The 207-nt window shown below is 51.2% G+C and carries 2 tRNA genes; both read left to right on the top strand.

Going from position 1 to position 207, the window contains the following annotated elements:
* Window positions 1-17 precede the first annotated feature (17 nt).
* Window positions 18-91, top strand: a tRNA-Ile gene (locus GM612_RS12195).
* A gap of 22 nt (window positions 92-113) precedes the next feature.
* A tRNA-Ala gene (locus tag GM612_RS12190) sits at window positions 114-186 on the top strand.
* Window positions 187-207 lie beyond the last annotated feature (21 nt).

Here is a 207-nt window from a genome sequence, read left to right as displayed (position 1 = left end):
CACAAATAACGCTTTTTGGGCCTATAGCTCAGCTGGTTAGAGCGCACGCCTGATAAGCGTGAGGTCGATGGTTCGAGTCCATTTAGGCCCACTCAACAAACTTCGTTTGTTATGGGGAATTAGCTCAGATGGGAGAGCGCCTGCTTTGCAAGCAGGAGGTCAGCGGTTCGATCCCGCTATTCTCCATTGATCCGTTAGGGATCAAGG

This window comes from Secundilactobacillus folii (assembly GCF_009720675.1).
In the GTDB taxonomy this organism is placed as follows: domain Bacteria; phylum Bacillota; class Bacilli; order Lactobacillales; family Lactobacillaceae; genus Secundilactobacillus; species Secundilactobacillus folii.
The sequence above is the reverse complement of the archived record's forward strand: the minus strand, read 5'-3'. Positions and strand labels throughout refer to the sequence as shown.